The organism is Pseudomonas sp. LAMO17WK12:I10, assembly GCF_900215185.1.
Lineage (GTDB): Bacteria > Pseudomonadota > Gammaproteobacteria > Pseudomonadales > Pseudomonadaceae > Aquipseudomonas > Aquipseudomonas chlororaphis.
On the sequence record NZ_OBDX01000009.1, the window covers coordinates 73744 to 93462 of the forward strand.

Genomic DNA, 19719 nt, shown 5'->3' on the forward strand with positions numbered 1-19719 from the left:
GGAGTCAGGCGGGGCGGAGGATGACCTTCATCCGCTCGTCCGCCGCTGCGCTGCTGAAGATCTCGGCATACCGCAGGGTCGCGTTGGCGTGCTCGCGCATGATCGCCTCGGCCCGCGCGCCCTGGCGATTGACCAGGGCATCGAACACCGAATGGTGCTGCATATGGGCGTAGTTGAAGCGCCGGTATTCGCGGGCCATGTCCTGGCGATCCACCGCCAGCGCGGTCACCGAGGCGAACGGCAGATGATCGTTGCGCGCCAGGGCATCGGCGATCGCCGGGTTGTGGCTGCCTTCGACAATCACCTGGTGAAAACGCATGTTGAGGTCGTGATAGACCTCCAGGTCGTCCTCGGTCACATAGCCCTTGGCGAACAACTGGTCACCCTGGGCCAGGCACAACTCCAGGGCCGCCCGCGCCGCCTCCGACAACCCGCGCTCGGCGGTCTGGCGCGCCGCCAGCCCTTCGAGCACACCCCGCACCTCGACCGCGCCGGCGATGTCCTCGGCACTCACCGAACGCACCTGGAACCCCCGCCCGCCAAACCGCACCAGCAGGCCTTCCTGCTCCAGGGTACGGAACGCCATGCGCACCGGCATCCGCGACACCCCGAACAACTCCGCGGTCGGAATCTCCATCAACCGCTCTCCCGCCGCCAACTCGCCCGAGGCGATCATCTTGCGCAACGCGACCAGCACCAATTGACCGGGCTTACTCATCCAGGCAACTTCCAGAAAACGTGGGCGGCCATAGTACCGCAAGCCTTGCGCCGGCGGCATGCGGATAGCGCCGCGCCGACGATAGCGACCTCACGGACACCATCGCGGACAAGCCTCGCTCCCACGGAAGACACACCTCCCCTGTAGCCGCTGCCGCAGGCTGCGATAAGGCCGCAGGCCTTCAGCGATCTCCAGACCTTGCGCCCCCTTCGGGGTCGATCGCAGCCTCGCAAGCTCGGCAGCGGCTACAGGAAGCCCCCCCCAGGCCGGCCGGCAGGCCGCCGTCTTGCTTTGCTCTTGCTTTGGCTTTTGATCCGAAAGCCCCGTTAACCACGATGGCCGAACGCAGGCATTGAGCCGTGGGTAACCCGGCAGGGATGCCGGGTTAGCCGCCCCAGGCCATGGATGGCCTGTGGCGGCGGCCCACGGATCAATGCCTGCGTTCGGGCATGCCGAGCCTAGGCGAGGCACCGAGTGGTGGGGCAAGACCTTTTGGTTACTTTTGGGGCGTTTGCCAAAAGTGACCCGCCGTAAGGGCGGAACCCTAAGTGGCCGTTACCGCAGAAACGGATATGTACCCCGTCCAAAACAGACAGCGAAACCACCACCGCCATCGCGAGCAATTCGAGCATCGACCGACCGCTCCCGCCCGCGACAACGCCGCAAAACTCAAAACGACAACGGATAACTCACAATCACCCGAGTCTGATCAAAATCACTGTTGAAACTGCGCCGGTTAGTGGCGTTATTCACCCGCACACTAAGGTTCTTCAGACTCCCACTCTGAAAGGTATACCCCACCTCCGTATCCCGCTCCCATTCCTTGCCATTGCTCCCAGCCTTGGTCGTCGCATTCTCGCCATGCCCATAGCGCACCATGGCCAACAGCCCCGGCACGCCCATGGCGGCGAAGTTGTAGTCATAACGCACCTGCCAGGAACGCTCGTCGGCGTTGCTGAAGTTGCCGTTGAACATATCGTTGCCCAGGGTCCGGCCGCTGCTGCCATACACCGACATCCACGGGCTGTCGCCACTGACCTTCTGCAAGCCCAAATACAGGGTATGGCCGGCGGTGGAGGCCGAGAGCAAGGCATAGGCGGTGCGGCTCCGGATCTCGCCGATGCGCGCCTGGCCGTCATCCTTGTCGATGAAATACCCGAGGTTCGCCCCCAGCACCCAGTCGCCCACCGGCTGCTTGTGCAGCAGGTTGAAGTAGCTCTGCTGGTAGATGTCTTCCAGCTGCGCATGCCAGGCGCCGATCAAGGTGCGCTGCTGGTTGAAACGGTACTCGGCGCCGGCATAGGTGAAGCCATCGGAGGTCACCCCGGGCGCGGCCCAGGCCGAGAGGTCCTGCATGTCCGAGGAGTTGCGCAGGCTCACCGAACGGTACTGCCCGGCCTGCAACCCCAGCCCGGCGATTTCCCGCGAATCGAGCATCGCCCCACGGAAGGTCTGCGGCAGCAGCCGGCCATCGTCGTAGCGCAGCAGCGGGATGTCCGGCAGCAACTCGCCGACCTTCAGCTCAGTGGCGGAAATGCGCATTTTCGCCGCCACGCCGGCGCGGCCGTAGTTATCCGCCGCGCGCCCGTCGTCATGCACCGGCAGCAGCTCGGAACCACTGGTGCCGCGCCCGCTATCGAGCTTGACGCCGAACATGGCGATGCCATCCAGGCCGAACCCGACGACGCCCGGGGTGTAGCCGGAATTGAACTTGAGGATAAAACCCTGGGCCCATTCCTCGACCTTGCTCTTGGCCGCCCCCGGGTCGCGAAAATCCCGATTGAAGTAATAATTGCGCAGCACCAGGTCGGTCTTGGCGTCTTCGAAAAAACCGCCTTCTTCGGCCCAGGCTGGCAGACCGGTACCCAGTGCCAGTGAAGCCGCGGCCAGCGAGCGCGCGAGGATGCAGTGAGGGGTGTTCATTATTATTGTTCTCCGCTTTGCATAGGCGCAGCCGTTCCCCGACAGGCCGCTCCAGGCCCGCCTTCTATCGGCTGCAAAAATGCCCGGCCTTGTTCAGGGGCCGGGCGATATCCTCAGTTCAAGGCATCAGAAGGGATAACGACGCGCCGAGTGCTGCACGCTGATCCAGTGATCGCGGGTGAACTCGTCGATCGCCCAGTCGCCGTTGAAGCGCCCGAGCCCCGAGTTCTTTTCCCCACCGAAGGGCGCGTTGGCCTCGTCGTTCACCGGGATATCGTTGATATGGGTCATGCCCGCGCGAATCCGCCGGGCGAAGTTCACCCCGCGCTCCAGGTTGCGGCTGAACACCGCGCTGGACAGGCCGAATTCGCTGGCGTTGGCCAGCTCCAGGGCATGGGCCTCGTCCCGCGCGCGCAGCAGCCCCACCAGCGGGCCGAAGATTTCGTTGCGCGCCAGGTCCATGTCGACTGTGACCTCGCCGTAGACATGGGGCGCCAGCAGATTGCCCTGGGCCCCACCCTCGTAGAGCGGCTCGGCGCCTTCGCGGCGGGCCAGCTCGATCTTCTCCCGCAGGCCCTGCAATTGCCGCGTATTGATCACCGGACCGATCACCGTCTCGATCGATTGCGGATCGCCGACCTTGAGCCCCTTGACCCGTTCGACGAAGCGCGCGGCGAAGGCGTCGTAGAGACTGTCGTCGACGATGATCCGGTTGACCGCCATGCAAATCTGCCCCTGGTGCAGGAACTTGCCGAACACCGCCGCGTTCACCGCCTGTTCGAGGTCGGCGTCGGCCAGGACCACGAACGGGCTGTTGCCGCCCAACTCCAGGGCCACGTGCTTGAGGTGCGCGCCACCGCTGGCGATCCGGCCGATACCACGGCCCACCGGGGTGGAGCCGGTAAAGGTGATCAGCGAGGGCACCGGGTGCTCGACAAAGGCATCGCCAATCTCGCTGCCCGCCCCCACCACCACGCTGAGCACGCCCGCCGGCAGGCCGGCCTCCTCGAAGATCTTCGCCAGCAGCAGGCCGCCGCAGACCGGCGTATCGCTGGCTGGCTTGACCACCACCGCGTTGCCCAGGGCCAGCGCCGGGGCTATCGAACGCTGGGTCAGGTGCAGCGGGAAGTTCCACGGGCTGATGACCCCGACCACCCCCAGGGCGCTGCGGTAGACCCGACTCTCCTTGCCCGGCACATCGGACTCGACGATGCGGCCGTGGACCCGCGCCGGGAACGATGCCGACTCCAGGGCGATGGCCCGCGCCGCGCCCCACTCCAGCTGCGCCTTGAGCCGGGTGCTGCCGGACTCGCGAATGATCCAGTCGACGATTTCCTCGCGACGCCGGTCGAACACCGCCACCACCTGATGCAGCACCGCCGCCCGCGCCGACGGCCCGAGCGCCGCCCAGTGCGGCTGCACCGCGGCGGCCTTGGCATAGGCGGCATCCAGGTCGGCGCGGTTGGCCTGGGCCACTTCCAGCAACAGCGCGCCGTCGAACGGGTTGCTCACCGCCAGGGTTTTACCGGCCGCGCCGGCGCGCCACTCCCCGGCGATGGGTTGCAGGTGCAGGTCGCTGTAGACAGCTGGAGACTCACTCATGACAAAACTCCTCGAAGGCAGGATTCACAGGAAAGATGGGCTCGCGACTCAGGGCGCCGAACCGGGTTTACGTGGCTATGCATGACTGCCTCCGGTGGCCGCCCGCGCCTCGATCAGCCGCAGCAGCCCCAGCAGGGTTTCGGTGTGCGGCACGGCGATGCCGGCCTGGCGCGCCCTGGCCAGGACCTCGCCATTGATCGCGCCGATTTCTGTGGGCCGGCCGGCCAGCACGTCTTGCAACATGGACGGTTTGTGCGCCCGGTGGTGGGCAATGGCATAGGCCACGCTGTCCAGGCAGCGCCGCGCATCCGTGGCCACTCCCACCGACTGCGCGACGCTGAGCACCTCCAGCACGATGGCCCGGGCCAGCGCCGGGCCTTGCGGCGCGGCATCCAGTTGCCCCACCGTGCAGCCGGTGACGGCGCACAGGCTGTTCAAGGCCGCGTTGAACGCCACCTTCTCCCAGATCGAGGTCCAGACCTGCGGGTCCACCGCGCAGTGCAGCCCCGCCGCCTCCAGCACCGCGGCCACCTGGGTGCTGGCCTGGCGCTCGATGCCATCCAGCGACAGCAGCCGGACCACGCCCTGGCCATGGGAGCGGACATGGGCGGGCCCGACCATGTCGGCGGGCCAGGTGGTCATGCCGATCATCACCTGCTGCGGGGCGACGTGGCGGCACAACGCTTCGGCGTTGCCCAGGCCGTTCTGCAAGGTCAGCACCCGCGTGTGCTCGCCGATATGGCCGGCAATACTGCGCAGCGCGCTGTCGGTGTGCTGGGCCTTGGTGAAGACCAGCAGCAGGTCGGGCTGACCCGTCACCTGCTCCGGCCGGCAGGCGCTCAGGCCGCCGATGCGCCGCTCGCCGCTGTCGGTGTCCAGGCGCAAGCCCTGGCGGCGGATCGCCTCCAGGTGCGTGTCGTTGATGTCCAGCAGCGTGACGCTCTGCCCGCTTTCCGCCAGCAGGCCGCCGAACAGCGAGCCCATGGCGCCGGCCCCGAGAATACTGATGTTCATCGAACCTCCTTATGGCTGTGAGGGTTGATCGGCAAGTTGCTGCTTGTCGGCCCGGGCTGACCCAGGCACCCGCCGGGGAATATGGCGGCGCACCAGCACCAGGGCGATCAGCGCCAGCACCATCACCGTTCCCAGCAGCGTCAGATAACCGTGGGCGCCGCCCTGGGTGATCACCGTGGCGCCGACGAAGGCGCTGAGGATCGCGCCCATGCGCCCGAAGGCCAGGGCCGATGCGGTGCCGGTGGCGCGCACGGCGGTGGGATAGATAAAGGCGCACAGCGCATAGAGGGTGGACTGCACGGCGTTGACGAACAGGCCATGCACGCCAAAGCCGAAGATCAGCAGGCTGGTGTTCTGGTTGACGTCCACGGCCTGCATGGCGAAGGCACTGGCCGCGCCGCCGGCGCAGCAGATCAGCAGCGGCCAGAACGAGCCCCAGCGCGTCATCGCGACCGCGCAGAGCAGCGCGCCGATCACCCCGCCCAGGTTGTAGGCGGTGAGGCCGGAACCGGCCACCGCCAGCGACAGGCCTTCGGACAAGAGCATGGTCGGCAGCCAGCTGAAGGCGCTGTAGACCGCGGTCAGGCACATGAAGAACGCCACCCAGACCGCCACGGTATCGCGCCCGTAGCCGGGGGCGAACAAGGCACGAAAGCCGCCCTGCTGCTCGCTCTTCTGCTCCAGCGCATCGGTGTAGCGCACGCCCTCGGGCATCGGTCGGCCCATGCGTCCCAGCAGCGCAGTCAACTCGCCCCAACGCTGCGGCCGGCGCGCCAGGAAACGCGGCGACTCCGGCAGCGTCGCCAACAGCAACAGGCCCAGCACGATGGGCAGGCTGCCGCCGATAAAGAACAGCGTGCGCCAGCCGTACAGCGGCAGTACATGGGAGGCGAACAGCCCCGCCAACATCCCGCCCAGGGGCACACAGACAATGGTCGCGGTGACCGCCAGGGTCCGCCGGCGCGCCGGGGTGAACTCAGCGGTCATGGTGGTGGCGCTGGGCAGCGCGCCACCGATGCCGAGCCCGGCGATAAAGCGCAGCGCCGCCACGGTCAACGCATCCGGCGCCAGGCCGATGGCGCAGGTCGCGGTGCCGAACAGGATCACGCTGGCGATGACCGCCATGCGCCGGCCGAAACGGTCGGCGAACAGGCCCGCGCAAGCGCTGCCGATGCCCATGCCGATCAGCCCGGCGGCCACCGCGGGGGCGAAGGCCTCACGGGTGATCCCCCATTCCTTGATCATCAGCGGTATGGCGAAACCGATGAGTTGGCCGTCGAAACCGTCCATCACGATCGACAGCGCAGCCAACAACACCACGATCTTCTGCATCCCGGTGTAGGGCCCGTCGTCGAGCAAGGTGCCGATGTCGGCACTGCCGGAAACCGGGCTCGACCGCTGGGGCCCAGCCTCCATAACTTCACTGACCGAAGTCGTGTTCATAGCCACCTCTTTTTATTGTTGTGGTGTACGCGCCAGGCGCGCTTGGCATTGCCGGATCTTCAGCCCGGCGCCGGGAGCCCGGACTTTGAGAATCAGGGCTCGATGGTCAGGGTCGGCACCTCGATCAATACCGGGCGATTGCCGGCCAGGGCCGCGCTGAAGGCAGCGGCGAACTCGGCGCGGGTCGCGGCATGCACCGAATGCACGCCATAACCCTGGCCGATGGCGCAAAAATCCAGACCCGGGACGTCCAGCCCCGGCGCATCGCTGACCTGCAGCACATCGGCGAACCAGCGCAGCGCGCCGTAGGTGCCGTTCTTGAGGATGATGAACACCACCGGGATGCCGTACTGGGCGGCGGTCCACAGCGCGGTGATGCCGTAGTTGGCCGAGCCGTCGCCGATGATCGCCACCACCCGCCGCCCGGGCGTCGCCAGCTGCACGCCGACCGCGGCCGGCAAGCCGAAACCCAGGCCGCCGGCGGCGGGAAAGAAGTAGCTGCCGGGCTGGCTCATCTCCACCCGCTGCCAGAACGCGCTCACCGTGGAGGTGGATTCCTTGACGTAGATCGCGTCCCGCGGCGCCAGCTGGTTGATCAGGTCGAAGACTGTTTCCGGGCGCAGCAGGCCGCCCTCCTCGCGCACCGGCGCCGGCAGCGGCAAGGCGCTCGGCAGCGGCCGTTCGCTCTGTGCCAGCGCGCCGACCAGGGCTTCGAGGGTCAGGGCGATATCGCCCACCAGCGCATCGCCCATGGGCGCCCGCGCCGCCTCGCCCGGGTCGCAGGTCAAGTGCACCAGTTCGCAGTCCGCCGGCAGGTAATCGCCCGGAGCGTATTGGTGGTAACGGAACACCGGAGCGCCCACCACCAGGATCAAATCGTGCTCGGCCAGGCAGCGGCTGATCCCGGCGATGGCCGCCGGCAGCACGCCACGGAAACACGGGTGGCGGGTGGGGAACGGGCAGCGCGAAGCGGAAGGCGCGACCCAGGCCGGCATGCGCAGCTTTTCCGCCAGTTGCACCGCCAGGCCGTTGCTGCCACTGCCGTCGACATCCGGGCCGAGCACCAGCACCGGGCTACGTGCCGCCGCCAGGCGCTCGGCCAGCGCTTGCAGTTGCGCCGCCGAAGGCAGGCCGGCGCTGGCCACCTGGCGCCGCGCCAGATGCTCGACCCCGGCCGGCGCCGCGCAGGCCCAGTCGTCATAGGGAATCGACACATACACCGGCCCGCGTGGCGCCAGGCTGGCCATATGGATCGCCTGGCTCAGGGTGCGCGGCACGTCCTGGGCCGAGGCCGGCTCGTGGCTCCACTTGACCAGGGGCTTGGGCAGCTGCGCCGCATCGACATTGGCCAGCATCGCTTCCACGCCGACCATCGAGCGCACCTGCTGGCCGGCGGTGATCACCAGCGGGCTGTGGGAATACCAGGCATTGGTCAGCGCGCCCATGCCGTTGCCGGTGCCGGCGGCGGCATGCAGGTTGACGAAGATCGGCTTGCCGGTAGCCAGGGCGTAACCGTCGGCCATGCCGACCACCGCGCCTTCGTGCAGGCCAAGGATGTAGCGGAAGTCCTCGGGAAAACCCTTGAGAAACGGCAGCTCGTTGGAGCCAGGATTGCCGAAGATGGTGGTCAGGCCTTGTTCGCGAAGAATCTCGTAGGACGCAGAGTGAACGGTTTTCATAAGGACCCTTGTTGTTAGGTTTCGGGTTACTCTTGCAGCCGCTACGAAATTGATCAAATCGATACTATCTCTATCAAAAATAAAATCGGTCTATATCCAGAGCCAGCATGAGCCACATCGACCTGAACCTGATCCGCACCTTCGTCACCCTCTACGAAGCCCGCAGCGTGACCCTGGCGGCCGAGCGCCTGTTCGTCACCCAGCCCTCGGTCAGCTATGGCCTGGCGCGCCTGCGCGAACTGTTCGACGACGCGCTGTTCAGCCGCACCCGCGACGGCATCCAGCCGACCTTTGTCGCCGAGCAGCTGTACGGCCCCTTGCGCGAATCCCTGACCCGTATCGAAAGCACCGTGCAGGGCTGCCGCCAGTTCGACCCGGCGAGCACCGAGCGGCGCTTTCGCATCGCCCTCTCCGACCTCGGCGAAATCGGCTTCCTGCCGCTGATCCTGGCGCGCCTGAACCAGGACGCGCCGCTGGCCGAAGTCGAGGTCCTGCCGCTGCAGGTGGACCAGGTCGGCGAGTGGCTGGCCAGCGGCAAGGTCGATGCCGCGATCTGCCGCCAGCCGGTCCCCGGTATCCGCAGCCGGGTGCTGATGCACGAGCGTTATGTGTGCCTGCTGAGCACCGGCCATCCGCGCATCGAGCAGCAGCTGAGCCTCGAACAGTTCCTCGCCGAACGGCACGTCGCCGTGACCCGCACCAGCGGCCACGGCAATGTCGAAGACGTGCTGAAAAACATGAACGTGGAACGGCGCATCAGCCTGCATGTGCCGCACTTTTCGGTGCTGCCGAAAATCATTCCCGGCACCGACCTGCTGGCGGTGCTGCCGGCGCAGATCGCCCGGCTGTTCATCCACGAGGGCGAGCTGAAGATGCTCGAACTGCCATTCCCGGTGGCCGAGTTCGCCGTGTCCCTGAACTGGCACCCCAACAGCGACAGCTCCGCCGCCCTGCGTTGGTTCTGCGACACCATCGCCGACGCCATCATCAGCGGCCAGGGCCAGGGCTAGACGCTGGCCATCGCCGGCTGCGCCCGGGCCCGGGCCGGCTTGAGCAGCAACAGGCAGCCGGCGGCGATCACGAACACGCTGGCAAACACCCCGTACAGATGCAGCGGCTGCCAGCCGCCATCCAGCAGGAAACCGGCCACGGTCGGCGAAAGAATCGCGCCGATGCGGCCGATGCCGATGCCCCAGCCGACACCCGTGGCGCGCACCGAGGCGTCGTAGACCACCGGCGACAGCGCGTAGAGGCCGGCCACACAGCCGTTGGCAAACAGCCCGATCAGCAGCCCCAGCCCCAGCGCCGCGGCGATCGACGAGGCCGAGCCGACGAACAGCACCAGCAGGCCGGCGGTGATCAGCATGAACAGCGCCAGCACCCGGCCCAGCGGCCAGCGCGAGGCCAGGCCGCCGACCAGCGCCGCGCCGAAGATCCCGCCGACGCTGAGCAGCACCCCGCCGGTGATCCCCTGCTGCGCCGACAGCCCGGCGGCCACCAGCAGTTTCGGGGTCCAGCTCATGACGAAGTAGAAGCCGAACATCACCAGGAAAAACAGCAGCCAGATCAGCAAGGTGGTGCGGCGCATGGCCGGCGCCAGCAACTGGCCGAAACCACTGGGCGCGCCGGCTTGCCTGGGCACCTCTGGCGGCAACTGTGCAAGCTCAGGCTGCTCCAGGCGCCGGGCCAGGCGATTGATCCGCACCAGGGCATTGCCCGGGCGGCGGGCAAGCAGGAAGTCCAGGGATTCGGGCAGCCACAGCAGCACCAGGGGAATCACCAGCCAGGTCACCGCGCCGCCAAACAGGAACACCGAGCGCCAGCCCCAATGGCTCAACAACCACACCGCCAACAGCCCGCCCAGGGTGGCGCCCAGGGCATAACCGGTGGATTGCAGGCTGACCGCCAGGCCGCGCCAGCGCTTGCTGGAATATTCGCTGGCGATCACGTTGCTGCTGGCCAGGATGCCGCCGATCCCCAGACCCGTCAGGCCGCGCAGCAGCGCCAGTTGCAGGGGTGTCTGGCTCAGGGCCGAGAGCAGCATGCCAAGCCCGGACAGCGCCAGACAGAACAGGATCAGCGGGCGCCGGCCGAACCGGTCGGCCCAGGGCGCGATAAACAGCGAACCCGCCGCCATGCCGAACAACCCGGCACTGAGCAACAGGCCGACCTGCGCCCCGTTCAACCCCCACTCGGCCGAGACCGAGGCCGCGGTGAAGGCCATCACCAGCACGTCGAAGCCATCGATCATGTTCAAGACCATGCAGATGCCGATGGCCAGGCACTGGAAGGAACTCATCGGCCCGCTGTCCACGCGGCTCTTCAGGTCGAGCGTCATGAGCGCACCTCCACACCGCCTACCGGCGACGGCGAGAGGGAAAACAGCGGCGTGCACACAGAGAGGTGGCGGACGGAACCCAGGCAGTTCCGCGCCCTTGATAAGCCATTCATGACGAGACCCTTCTTGTAGTTTTTATCGGGGGACGGTCGGGAGGGACCCGCCATCGCCAGGTGGCTAATCAATCATTCAATGGATCCACTCACAAGAGGCGAGATCGGGCGAAGCCTTGGAAAAATCGCTTAAGCTTCTGGAGAAAGTCTGATGAATTTTTATTTAAAATATAAAAATCAATGACTTAATCAATAAATCGTTGACTGATATTTTCGGGCGATTATCGACCAGACTTAGAAGGCACAGGCTGTTGAGGATCCTCTGGCTGTGAATGGCTACAGAGCCCGGCAACAATGGATCCAATACATCAAAACCCTCAGGGCAAACGCACAGCTTTTATCCATGGACCGACAGTCCACCTCAAGGGTTGTGACCTTATCTTTCAGAGCCCCCGCCTCCGGCCCTGCCGCCACATTTTGTAAAGCATCCCCGGCCACCGATTGGCGAAATGATTATTGCGCCGGTGGGACATCTGCTAAAACGCGGTTTTTATCCGTACGCGGTGCCACAGCCCATGTCCTCCTCATTCTTCTCGCGCTGGCGACCTCGCTGGTGGTCGCTGCTTGGCATGGCTGCCCTGTTGATAGGCCTGCCGGTGGGCTGCCAGGTGCTGGAGCACAAGGAGCGCGAACTGGTGTTTCGCGTCGAGCCGGGCAATGCCAGTTGGTATCGCGGCCTGCCGGCCGGAGTACGCGAACTGCAGTTCAAGGGCGACAGCCTCAAGCCCGAGCAGAACATTCATGCCTGGTGGTGGCCGGCCCAGCGGGCCGATGCGCCGGCCGTCCTTTATCTGCATGGGGTGCGCTGGAACCTCACCGGGCAGCTGTTCCGCATCGAGCAACTGCACGCCCTGGGGTTCTCGGTGCTGGCCATCGACTATCGCGGCTTCGGCCAGAGCCTGGGCGAACCACCGTCGGAAACCAGCGTCTATGAGGACGCGCGGATCGCCTGGGAGCAGTTGCAAAGGCTGCAACCCGACGCCGGCAAACGCCTGATCTACGGCCATTCCCTGGGTGGCGCGGTGGCGGTGGAACTGGCCGCGCAACTGGGGCAGCAGGCAGTCCGCGACGGCACGCCGATTCCGGCCCGCGGCTTGATCGTCGAATCCTCGTTCACCTCCCTGGCCGCTATCGCCGCCGAGCTGGGCAATACCTCGCTGCCGGTGCGCTGGCTGCTGTCGCAGAAGTTCGACTCCCTCGACAAGATCGCCCATATCGGCATGCCGCTGCTGATCGTCCACGGCCTGGACGACCGCTACGTGCCGGCGCGCTTCAGCCAGCAATTGTTCGACGCCGCGCGACAGCCCAAGCAACTGCTGCTGGTTCCCGGAGCCACCCACAACAACAGCATGCGCCTGGCCGGCGAGCGCTACCGCCAGGCCCTGAATACCCTGCTGCACGCCCGGCCGGCGAAGGTCGCCACCGCGGAACCGGCCCGCGTGCCGACCAGTTGAACCCCGAACCGGCACCGTTGCCATTACGCCCATCCTTCATCAGCCGGATGAGCTCGTCCTTAGACAACCTGTAACAACTCCGGCTGGCCCAGGCAGCGCTTAAATGAGATGGTCTCCTGTTGATTGTTTTGGAGGCATGTCATGACTACATTTCAATTCATCGCAGGCATGGTCTTTTGTCTGGCGGGACTGGGCGTGAGGGCCTACCTGACCCTGCAGCATCCCGGGGAAGAAAAGGCCTGGCGTTCGTCCAACGTGCGAAAGTCCGCCAAGTAAGCCTTGCCCCCTTCTTTGAATACCGCTGATGGCCTCCCGGCCGGCCCCGCCTGGACCAGGTGGAGGCCCATGGAAAATGCCCGTATCGCGCGATACGGGCATTTTTTTCAGCCTAGGGCATCAGTCATTCCGCCTGATGCCGGCCCGCAACAATGGCAAAATAGCCGCCGCCCACGCCCGAGACTGTCCCATTCCAGCCACCCCCACCCTTACCGCCCGCGAAATCTGCCAGGTGCTCAGAGAACTGGCCCTCGGCACCCGCACCCTGGGCCCATCGAGCCAGCGCGTATTGGCGGCGGACGATAGCTGGCACGTGCGGCTCGACATCGAAGGCTGGACCCTGACCCTGGTCAACCATGGCCAGACCCTGAGCCACTGCGAGCAGTGCCGCTCGCCGGATGGCCGGGTCGAAACGCTCGACGCCTGGCAGCGCTACGGCACCGACCCGGTCAAACTGCTGAGCATCTGGGAACACCAGCAGTTGCAGCGCCTGCTGCAGGCGTTGTGAACCACCTTCATTACACCCACGCCAATCCCCCGTCCGTCCGCCCAAGCCACCGGAACCCGTGTCGTTCATCGGGATAATGGGAATCGGCCATGGCGTTTTTGCCAGGCCTCTATACTCATTTTCGACGAGGCGCGCACCGGCACTGCGGGCCTCCTGAGCGCAGTTCCGCCGTGAACATGAAGTCGCCAGCGGCAAAGGATTGCGAGGGGTGTGGCGCCATACGCGTCACCTGGCCTGATGCTGCAAGGAAGGTGCATTCATGAACACGATCCGACAGGATGTGGCAACACTCGGCTCCGGATGGGACAACAAGGTCTTGCTCAACTACGCGCTGGCCATGCGCGAGCTGGACAAACTGCCGATCACCAACCGCAACAGCTGGAAGTTCCTCGGCGCCATCCACGGCTTCGATCGGCAGTTGTGGGTCGAGGTGGATGTCCTGGGCGATGCCGATCCGGTTCCCAAGGACCTGACCAACTTTACCTACGGCAGCCAGTGCCAGCACGGCAGTTGGTACTTCCTGTCCTGGCACCGCGGCTACCTGGCGGCCTTCGAGGCGATTGTCGCGGCCAAGGTCAAGGAACTGACGGGCGACGACTGGGCGCTGCCGTACTGGAACTACCTCAATAGCAAAAACCCCGATGCGCGGCGGGCCCCGGAGGCGTTCCTGGCCGACACCCTGCCTGACGGCAGCCCCAACCCGCTGAAGAAATACCCTCGCCGGCAGGGCTTTACCACGCTGCGGCCGAACTCCCTCGATGCCTTCAGCCTGGCGGCGATGCAGGAGAACGATTTCCAGGTCGGCAATGACGGCAGCATCGGCTTCGGCGGCGGGGTCACCGGCAATTTCGCCCAGTTCGCCCGCTGGACCGGCGACCTGGAGAACAACCCGCACAACACCGTGCATCGTCTGATCGGCGGGGGCGAAGGCTTCATGGCCGACCCGTACCTCGCCGCCCTGGACCCGCTCTTCTGGTTGCACCATTGCAACGTCGACCGGCTCTGGGAGGCCTGGATGAACACCCCGGGCAAGACCATGGTCCACGATCCGCGCTGGCTCGACGGTCCGGCCGACCGCCGTTTCATCATGCCGCAGGTCGGCGGCAATGACCCTGGCATGAAGTTCACCGGCCGCGACACATTGAAGGATGGCAAATTGCATCCGCGCTATGCCGACTTGAGCATCGGCACGGGCGTGAAACCAGGAGTAGAGGCCGTGACACGGGTCAAGATGGGTGCGCCGGAACAACAGAACATCGAACCGATCGGTGCCAACCGTTCGGTGGTCACGGTCGGCGGCGCGCCGGTGCGCACCCAGGTCGACCTCGACCGCCAGGCCACCAGCACCGGCATCGCCGCGATGGGCGCGACGGACCTGGGCCAGCCGGTGACCCGGCTCTACCTGGCGCTGGAATCGGTGCGCGGCTCCGCGCCCTCGCCGCAGCTTGCGGTGTACATCAACCTGCCGAAAGACAGCGATCCGCAGCAGCATCCCGAGTGCCATGCCGGCAGCCTGACGCTGTTTGGGCTGAACGTCGCCTCGCGGCCAGACGGCGGCCATGGCGGCCACGGGCTCGGCTATACGATCGACATCACCGACCTGGCCCAGCGCCTGACCGACGCCGGCGATTTCGATCCCGACTATCTGCGGGTGACCCTGGTCCCGGGCGAGCAGGTATCGGCGGATAAACCGGTGACCGTGGAGCGGATCAGCGTGCTCAAGCGCAGTGGTATCGTCAGCTGAGTCACGCCCCATGCAACCCGGACCGCTCTTGCTCAGCTTCACCCGGGCGCCCTGGCCGTTGCTGTTCGCGACGGCCGGGCTGGGCCTCGCCCTGTGTCTCTACACCGCCGGGCACAGCACCCTGCCCGCCTTCTGCGGTTCCGCGCTGTCCATCGTTGCCAGTTGGCCCACCGTGCTGGAGGCCGAGCTGGCCCTGAACCCGGTGCAACAGATGCTGGCGGACTGGGCCCTGATGCTGCTGGCGATGATGCCGCCGCTGCTGGCGATGCCGCTCGTGCATGTGTGGCGCTCCAGCCTGCCGCGCCGGCGCATCCGCGCGGCGCTCGGCTTCCTGCTGGGCTACAGCGCCTTATGGCTGGCCGCCGGTCCGCTGTTGATGGTGCTTGCCTTGCTGCTGCAACTGAGCGTCGCCGACGCGGCGCTGGCCACGGCGCTGTTGGTTGCCCTGCTGTGGAGCGCCAGCCCGTGGCAACGCGCGGCGCTCAACCGTGGCCATCGCCTGCGCCGGATCGGCCTCTTCGGCTGGGCCGCCGACCGCGATTGCCTGGTCTTCGGCGCAAGCCACGGGGCCTGGTGCATCGCCTCATGCTGGGCCTGGATGCTGGTGCCGCTGCTGGGCGGGGCCTGGCACATTCCGCTGATGCTGGTGGCCGGGGCCATCATGCTGGTCGAACGCCTGGCACCGGGCGATCGGCCGCGCTGGCACTGGCCGGTGATACTCCCCCGAGTCGATCTCTGGCTCCTGACTACGCGCAAGGTGGCGCACTCCCATGACTAGACGGACCTGCCTGGCGATCGGCGTGAGCACGCTGACGCCGTTGCCAAACCAGACGCTGCGCTTCGCCTACCTGGACGGCGCCGTGCTCGCCGCCCGTTCGATCGGCGACTGGGCGCTACGCTCGGGCTTCGGCGCCGACAACGTCAGGATCGTCGACGACGGTCCCATAGACGGCCAGGGCAATCCGGTCACCCGCGAACGGGTGCAACAAGCGGTGGATGAGCTGTTTCCCTCGGGCGCCGAAGTGGTCGAGCAATTGATCCTGGCGTTTTGCGGCCACGGCCTGACCGACGCGAATATCGGCTCGATCTCCTGGCTGTTCAGCGATTCGCTGCGCCAGAAATACCGCGTCCTGGCCGACTCGTTCTACACCGAGCTGCTGCTGCACGGCGTGCAGCGCATCACCCTGATTACCGATGCCTGCCGCGAGGCGCCAAAGAATCTCGACCTGACGCGACTGGATCCGGTGCGCGGGATCGTCGTGCAAGGCACGCAAGTGGAAAACCCCAGGTTCGATCGCCTGGCCGCCTGCCAGGACGGGCAGCTGGGTTACATGGTGTCCGAACCGATGTCCGGCGTTCCGGGCAAATGCGTGTTCTCCGGGGTGATCGCCGATGCGCTGTGGGGCATCGAGCCGACCGCCATCAGCAATGGCCTGATCACCACCGCGACCCTCGGCATGTGCGTGCGCTCGCGCACCACCGAGCGGGCGAAAGAATATCGCCTCAAGCTCAACCCGCAGTGCCTGGTCGATCCGGAACCGGCCGTGCTCTACAACACCGCCCAGCCGTTGCCGGACCCCGCCGCATTGCAGCCCTGGCCAGCCGCGGGCAACGCCGCCACCATGGGCCCGTCCCCGGCGGCCGGCCCGGCGGATTCCGCCGAGCACAATCTGGAGCGGGTACACAGCGACGCGGCCTTTCGCGAGCGCATGCTCGGCGCCGATTTCGGGCTCAAGCAGCATGACCTGGCGGTTCCCGCCGACCAGATGATCAGCATTCCCGACTCGAGCAAGGAGCTGCTGCAGGATCTGGTGGTGCTCCGCCAGCAGAGCCCGCGTTTTCCCGAGAAAAAACAGAAGGTCAAGGCGCTGGTCCAGCGCCTGGAAGCGGATGCCGCCGCCGATATGCGCAAGTCCGCGGCCACCGAAGTTCGCCGCCGGATGAAACAGATCGGCGACCCTGGCGAGGCCAATCTGATCGTCTATGGCAGGGGCGCGAAGCTCCTGTCCCGGGCCCGGATCGAGCGACTGGACAGCTCCTCGCGGTTCGAGACGTTCCGCGCCACCAGCGATCCCCAGGGAATGCCGGTCCTGGTGGAACTGGCCGATGGCACCTCTACCCCGGTGGTGCCTTATGCGGGTCAGTACGCCGTGGTGATGCCCAGCCCCCTCGGCGATATTTTCCAGGCCTATGGAATGCCCAAGGCCCCCGACAGATACCTGGCGATGCTTGGCGCGATCGACGATTTCGCCGCTGGCCGGCTACAGGCCGAAGACATCGACCGGTTCGCCGCTGGCGTGTGCCATAAAAAGCATGCCGACCCCATGCTGGGGGTGATCTGCGCCTACCTGTACCGTGCCGTTGCCGACTACGACAGCATCCGGCGCCTGGCGTATTTTTATGCCGCCCAAGGCCAGCCGGTACCTTTCGACATTGCCTTGCTCGGAGCCATGCAGGTGACCCAGGAGGCAGACGGCACCCCACGCTTGCAGATACCGGCCGTCAAGGCGCGCGCGCTGCGACCCAAGGCGGCCAAGGCCCCCGACTATGTCCGGCGCGCGACACCCGCGGTGCAGGCCTGGATCGGTGGGCGTTGCCCCTGGCTGGGGCTGGGTTGGGATTATGTCAACGACCCGCGGCCGGAATGGGCCGTGCTGGTCGAGGGGCTGGCCGAGCATGCCAGGACGGTGCGGCACAGCGGCTCCACGGTGCTGCCGGGCAAGGTGGCGCGCAAGCTGGCAAAAGCCTGGCGTTTGCGACCATCGACCCGCGAAGACCTGACGCGACCCGCGGTAGCCCGCCAGGCACCCGCCAAGGAAACGAACCAACCCTCGCAACGGTCTGAACAGTGATGGCATTGAGAATGGGGCCGCACCACAACGCCCTGTCATTCACACTGGAGGTCTCGTCATGAGCGCCCTGACAATCGAAGGCTGGTGCAAGGCCGGCGATGGGCAAAAATCCACGCCGCTGGGAGAGATCCATTTCTACGTCGATGGCCCCCTGCACCTGCGCCTGGAAGAAGCCGAGGAACGCCTGCAGAAAACCCATGAACAGGACGCCATGGTCGACGTCGACATGGACACCATGGAGCTGATCATGCCCGAGGGGTACGCCCCTCTGTCCGACTGCCGGATGCGCGTCTACCTGCAGCACGGCCGTGGCCAGTTCCATCTGGTGGGGCACCGAGCCAGCGATGGCAGCCTGATCTACAGCAACGCGGTGCTGATCGACCAGCTGCTGTAGCAAAGCGGCTTTTGCGCCAGCGCCATTTCGTCCGGGCGTAATCGCTCCCGAGGCTCACCAGAGGCCGGGAACCAAGCGCCAGCGCACCCGCTGGCAATAGTCGGCATAACCGGGCAACTCGGCCTGCAACAGTTGGTCCTCCCATGACGTGCGCAGGACCAGCAGCGCTGCTGCCAGCGCGGCGGGAGCCAGCGCCAGCAGTTTTTTGTCCCAGTTTTGGGTACCCGCCTGGAAGCGGCTGCGCGCGCAGCCCCCCTGCCCAATCCGGCACCGAGACGCGCAGCTACGCTCGGTCGCTCCCCCTATCGGCGGCTTGGCAACGCTCTTTCACATCCGTATATTCGAATAACCATATATTAAAACCCGTGACGCCTGTTTAACGTCATGGCTCCCCCCCTGCCCGGAAGCCCCCGATGAAAATCCTCTTCATGTGCACCGCCAACAGCTGCCGCAGCGTTCTTTGCGAAGCCCTGTTCAATCACCTGGCGCCGGCCGCTCATCAGGCGGTGAGTTCGGGCAGCTTCCCCAGCGGCACGCTCAACGCCCGCGCCCTGGCCACCCTGGAACAGGCCGGTATCAGCACCGCAGGCCTGTACAGCAAAGGTTCGGAAGTCTTCGCCGACAGCCCGCCCGATATCGTCATCACCGTCTGCGACAAAGCCAGTGGCGAGCCCTGCCCGGTGTATTTCGGCCCGGCGCTGAAAAGCCACTGGGGGCTGGAGGACCCTTCGGAGGTCCAGGGCGATGAGCAGGCAATCCAGGCCGCCTTCGAGCAGACCGTGGAGAAAATCCGCCAGCGCTGCGCCGCCTTCTTCGCCCTGGACCTCGACCACCTCTCGCCCACCGAGCTGAAAAATGCCCTCGACCGCATCGGAGCGCTGTGATGAACGACGACCGCAAGCGCAGCGAAGAACCGCTGTCCGCCCTTGATCTTGAGCTGCTGCAAGCCTTGGCGCCGGAGCATCTGGAAACCCCGACAACCGCCGCGCACAAACCGCGCATCCTGCTGCTCTACGGCTCCACCCGCGAGCGCTCGTTCAGCCGCCTGCTGACCCGGGAAGCGGCGCGCATTCTCGAGTTCCTCGGCGCCGAAACCTACATTTTCGACCCTAGCGGCCTGCCTCTGCCGGACGATGCGCCGGTGGATCACCCCAAGGTCCGGGAACTGCGCGAACGGGTGCTGTGGTCCGAGGGCCAGGTCTGGTGCTCGCCGGAACGCCATGGCGCGATGTCGGCGGTGTTCAAGGCGCAGATCGACTGGATCCCCCTGACCCTCGGCGCGGTACGCCCGACCCAGGGCAAGACCCTGGCGGTGATGCAGGTCTGCGGCGGCTCGCAGTCGTTCAACACGGTCAACCAGCTGCGCGTGCTGGGCCGCTGGATGCGTATGTTCACCATCCCCAACCAGTCCTCGGTGCCCAAGGCCTTTCTCGAATTCGATGACAACGACCGCATGAAGGCCTCGCCCTTCTACGACCGGGTGGTGGATGTGATGGAGGAGCTGATGAAGTTCACCCTGCTCCTGCGCGGCCGCGCCGACCTGCTGGTGGACCGCTACTCGGAACGCAAGGAAAGCGCCGCGGCGCTGTCCAGCCGGGTCAATCAGCGTTCGATCTAGGTTCACGGAATTCCAGCGCAAGAGACCGAGTGCAGCGCCAGGC

General features: G+C 66.1%; 17 protein-coding genes. 10 read left to right on the forward strand and 7 right to left on the reverse strand.

Annotated features, from left to right (window positions below):
• Positions 1-4 precede the first annotated feature (4 nt).
• The 6 genes from CRO75_RS12425 to mdlC all read right to left on the reverse strand — a co-directional run bounded on the left by CRO75_RS12425 (position 5) and on the right by mdlC (position 8379).
• Positions 5-718 carry a GntR family transcriptional regulator gene (locus CRO75_RS12425; RefSeq protein ID WP_007932043.1) on the reverse strand — a complete coding sequence of 238 codons (714 nt, stop codon included), beginning with the start codon at positions 716-718 and terminating at the stop codon, positions 5-7.
• A 669-nt stretch (positions 719-1387) separates the two neighbouring features.
• The gene (locus tag CRO75_RS12435; protein ID WP_097135629.1) at positions 1388-2641 is read right to left on the reverse strand and encodes an OprD family porin; all 1254 of its coding nucleotides are present in this window, start codon (positions 2639-2641) and stop codon (positions 1388-1390) included.
• A gap of 126 nt (positions 2642-2767) precedes the next feature.
• Positions 2768-4243, reverse strand: a complete 1476-nt coding sequence (locus tag CRO75_RS12440; protein ID WP_097135631.1) for an aldehyde dehydrogenase family protein — start codon at positions 4241-4243, stop codon at positions 2768-2770.
• A 75-nt stretch (positions 4244-4318) separates the two neighbouring features.
• Entirely contained in the window at positions 4319-5257 is a 939-nt protein-coding gene (locus CRO75_RS12445; RefSeq protein ID WP_097135633.1) for a 2-dehydropantoate 2-reductase, read from the reverse strand.
• Positions 5258-5266: 9 nt separating this feature from the next.
• The gene (locus CRO75_RS12450) at positions 5267-6700 is read right to left on the reverse strand and encodes an MFS transporter (RefSeq protein ID WP_097135634.1); all 1434 of its coding nucleotides are present in this window, start codon (positions 6698-6700) and stop codon (positions 5267-5269) included.
• A 92-nt stretch (positions 6701-6792) separates the two neighbouring features.
• Positions 6793-8379 (reverse strand): benzoylformate decarboxylase, encoded by a 1587-nt coding sequence (mdlC, locus tag CRO75_RS12455; RefSeq protein WP_097135636.1) that lies wholly within the window; start codon positions 8377-8379, stop codon positions 6793-6795.
• Between the two features lie 107 nt (positions 8380-8486).
• Here mdlC and CRO75_RS12460 point away from each other — a divergent pair, with 107 nt between their 5' ends.
• Positions 8487-9389 (forward strand): LysR family transcriptional regulator, encoded by a 903-nt coding sequence (locus CRO75_RS12460; RefSeq protein WP_097135638.1) that lies wholly within the window; start codon positions 8487-8489, stop codon positions 9387-9389.
• Here CRO75_RS12460 and CRO75_RS12465 read toward each other — a convergent pair.
• Positions 9386-10717 carry an MFS transporter gene (locus tag CRO75_RS12465; RefSeq protein WP_097135640.1) on the reverse strand — a complete coding sequence of 444 codons (1332 nt, stop codon included), beginning with the start codon at positions 10715-10717 and terminating at the stop codon, positions 9386-9388. The genes CRO75_RS12460 and CRO75_RS12465 overlap by 4 nt on opposite strands.
• 628 nt (positions 10718-11345) lie before the next feature.
• On the opposite strand from CRO75_RS12465, the gene CRO75_RS12470 reads away from it, so the two are divergent.
• The 9 genes from CRO75_RS12470 (at position 11346) to arsH (ending at position 19676) form a co-directional block, all read left to right on the forward strand.
• The gene (locus CRO75_RS12470; RefSeq protein WP_097135643.1) at positions 11346-12284 is read left to right on the forward strand and encodes an alpha/beta hydrolase; all 939 of its coding nucleotides are present in this window, start codon (positions 11346-11348) and stop codon (positions 12282-12284) included.
• A 141-nt stretch (positions 12285-12425) separates the two neighbouring features.
• Entirely contained in the window at positions 12426-12560 is a 135-nt protein-coding gene (locus tag CRO75_RS33530) for a hypothetical protein (protein ID WP_256596204.1), read from the forward strand.
• Positions 12561-12750: 190 nt separating this feature from the next.
• Positions 12751-13068, forward strand: a complete 318-nt coding sequence (locus tag CRO75_RS12475) for a hypothetical protein (RefSeq protein ID WP_097135824.1) — start codon at positions 12751-12753, stop codon at positions 13066-13068.
• Between the two features lie 259 nt (positions 13069-13327).
• Positions 13328-14812: a tyrosinase family protein gene (locus CRO75_RS12480; RefSeq protein WP_097135645.1), complete on the forward strand. Its 1485-nt coding sequence runs from the start codon at positions 13328-13330 to the stop codon at positions 14810-14812.
• A gap of 10 nt (positions 14813-14822) precedes the next feature.
• Positions 14823-15590 (forward strand): DUF2182 domain-containing protein, encoded by a 768-nt coding sequence (locus tag CRO75_RS12485; RefSeq protein ID WP_097135647.1) that lies wholly within the window; start codon positions 14823-14825, stop codon positions 15588-15590.
• On the forward strand, positions 15583-17664 hold the full coding sequence (locus CRO75_RS12490) for a hypothetical protein (RefSeq protein ID WP_097135650.1): 2082 nt from the start codon (positions 15583-15585) through the stop codon (positions 17662-17664). The genes CRO75_RS12485 and CRO75_RS12490 overlap by 8 nt, the downstream gene beginning before the upstream one ends.
• A gap of 58 nt (positions 17665-17722) precedes the next feature.
• Positions 17723-18058, forward strand: coding sequence for a hypothetical protein (locus CRO75_RS12495; RefSeq protein ID WP_085531274.1), 336 nt, complete (start codon positions 17723-17725; stop codon positions 18056-18058).
• Between the two features lie 413 nt (positions 18059-18471).
• Entirely contained in the window at positions 18472-18942 is a 471-nt protein-coding gene (locus CRO75_RS12505; protein WP_097135651.1) for an arsenate reductase ArsC, read from the forward strand.
• Positions 18942-19676, forward strand: a complete 735-nt coding sequence (arsH, locus tag CRO75_RS12510; protein ID WP_097135653.1) for an arsenical resistance protein ArsH — start codon at positions 18942-18944, stop codon at positions 19674-19676. The genes CRO75_RS12505 and arsH overlap by 1 nt, the downstream gene beginning before the upstream one ends.
• Positions 19677-19719: the final 43 nt, after the last annotated feature.